The sequence below is a fragment of the Pseudomonas sp. HMWF006 genome (assembly GCF_003061205.1).
Lineage (GTDB): Bacteria > Pseudomonadota > Gammaproteobacteria > Pseudomonadales > Pseudomonadaceae > Aquipseudomonas > Aquipseudomonas monsensis.
In genome coordinates this window covers 1-2,340 of sequence record NZ_QAIU01000339.1, presented here as the reverse complement: position 1 = coordinate 2,340, position 2,340 = coordinate 1, and the positions used below count along the sequence as shown (strand labels likewise).

2 protein-coding genes are annotated in these 2,340 nt (G+C 62.4%); both read right to left on the bottom strand.

From position 1 onward, the window contains the following. A partial coding sequence (locus DBR24_RS13990) for an osmoprotectant NAGGN system M42 family peptidase (RefSeq protein WP_256591468.1) occupies window positions 1–1,062 on the bottom strand: 1,062 nt, incomplete at its 3' end. 161 nt (window positions 1,063–1,223) lie between these two features. Then, window positions 1,224–2,340 (bottom strand): N-acetylglutaminylglutamine synthetase (gene ngg, locus DBR24_RS13985; protein ID WP_128615058.1); only part of this gene is annotated, 1,117 nt, incomplete at its 5' end.

The window sequence follows — 2,340 nt, the reverse complement described above, 5'->3', positions numbered from 1 at the left end:
GGCAAACACTGGCGGACTCAGAATATAGGCCCCGAGCAAGCGACTGAGCGCCGCCAGGCTGTCGATGTGCGTGCGCTCGTAACCGTGGGTGGCGTCGCAGCCAAAGGCGAGCAGGGCGGTGCGGATGTCGTGGCCGGCGGTCACCGCCGAGTGGGCATCGCTGAAGTAATAGCGAAACAGGTCGCGGCGCACCGGTAACTCGTTTTCACTGGCCAGGCGCAGCAAATGCCGTGACAGGTGATAGTCGTACGGCCCGCCGGAATCCTGCATCGCGACGCTCACCGCGTGTTCGCTGGAGTGCTGGCCGGGGGCGACCGGCGCGATGTCGATACCGACGAATTCACTGACGTCCCACGGCAATGCTGCTGCCGCGCCGCTGCCGGTTTCTTCGGTGATGGTGAACAGCGGGTGGCAGTCGATCATCAATTCCTGACCGCTGTCGACGATCGCCTTGAGCGAGGCGAGCAGCGCTGCAACCCCGGCCTTGTCATCCAGGTGACGGGCGCTGATGTGACCGCTTTCGGTGAACTCCGGCAACGGATCGAATGCCACCACGTCACCGACACTGATGCCCAGCGAATCGCAATCGGCCTTGGTTGCGCAGTAGGCGTCCAGACGCAGCTCGACGTGATCCCAACTGATCGGCATTTCGTCCACGGCGGTGTTGAACGCGTGCCCGGACGCCATCAATGGCAACACGCTGCCGCGAATCACGCCGTTGTCGGTGAACAGGCTGACGCGGCTGCCCTCGGCAAACCGGCTCGACCAGCAGCCGACCGGGGCCAGGGTCAAACGCCCGTTGTCTTTCACGGCGCGCACGGCCGCACCGATGGTGTCGAGGTGCGCCGAGACCGCGCGGTCGGGGCTGTTTTTCTTGCCCTTGAGGGTGGCGCGGATCGTGCCGCGACGGGTCATCTCGAAGGGAATGCCAAGTTCTTCCAGACGCTCGGCGACGTAACGCACGATGGTGTCGGTGAACCCGGTGGGGCTGGGAATGGCGAGCATTTCCAGCAGGACTTTTTGCAGGTAGTTCAGATCCGGTTCAGGGATTTGTGTGGTCATGGAAACTCCTGATGAGTTGAGGCGCATCGATGGTTTCGATGAGGGAAAATTTGTGGTGTCTGTTGCGGCCCCTTCGCGAGCAAGCTCGCTCCCACATTTGGAATGCGTTCCTCTGTGGGAGCGAGCTTGCTCGCGAAGGCGTCAGTGGACGCGCTGCATGATCAAGAAACAGCCGGCTGACTGTGCGGAAACAGCAGATCGACAAACCGCTCCGCCGTCGGCTGCGGTTCATGGTTGGCCAGCCCGGCCCGTTCGTTGGCTTCGATAAACACGTACTCCGGTTGATCCGCCGCCGGCACCATCAAATCGAGACCAACCATCGGAATGTCCAGCGCCCGTGCTGCGCGCACGGCGGCATCGACAAGGGTCGGGTGCAGGATCGCCGTGACATCTTCCAGTGTGCCGCCGGTGTGCAGATTGGCGGTGCGCCGCACGAACAGATGCTCACCGGCCGGCAGGATGCTGCTGTAGTCATAACCGGCCGCGTGCAGGGTGCGTTGGGTTTCGTGATCCAGCGGGATCTTGCTCTCGCCACCGGTCGCCGCCTGACGGCGCCGGCTCTGCGCTTCGATCAACGCACCAATCGAATGGTGCCCGTCACCGACCACTTCCGCAGGCTTGCGAATCGCCGCCGCCACCACGTCAAAGCCAATCACCAGAATCCGCAGATCGAGGCCTTCGTGGAAGCTTTCCAGCAGCACCCGGCTATCGAATTGTTTTGCGGTTTCGATGGCGCGCTGCACCTCTTCGATACTCTGCAAATCCACCGCCACGCCCTGGCCCTGTTCACCGTCGAGCGGCTTGACCACCACTCGCTGATGCTCGTCGAGAAACGCCAGGTTGTCGTCGGCATTGCCCGCCAACTGTTGCGACGGCAGGTTGAGGCCGGCGGCTTTCAGCACCTTGTGGGTCAGGCTTTTGTCCTGGCACAGGCTCATGCTGATCGCGCTGGTCAGGTCGCTCAACGATTCCCGGCAGCGCACCCGGCGCCCGCCATGGCTGAGGGTGAACAGCCCGGCGTCGGCGTCATCGACCTGAACGTCGATGCCACGTCGATGGGCTTCTTCGACGATGATCCGCGCATAGGGATTGAACTGCGCCTCCGGTCCCGGACCGAGGAACAACGGCTGGTTGATGCCGTTCTTGCGCTTGATGGCAAACGTCGACAGGTTGCGAAAACCGAGCTTGGCATAGAGATTCTTGGCTTGACGGTTGTCGTGCAACACCGACAGGTCGAGATAGCTCAAGCCGCGACTCATGAAGTGCTCGATCAGATGA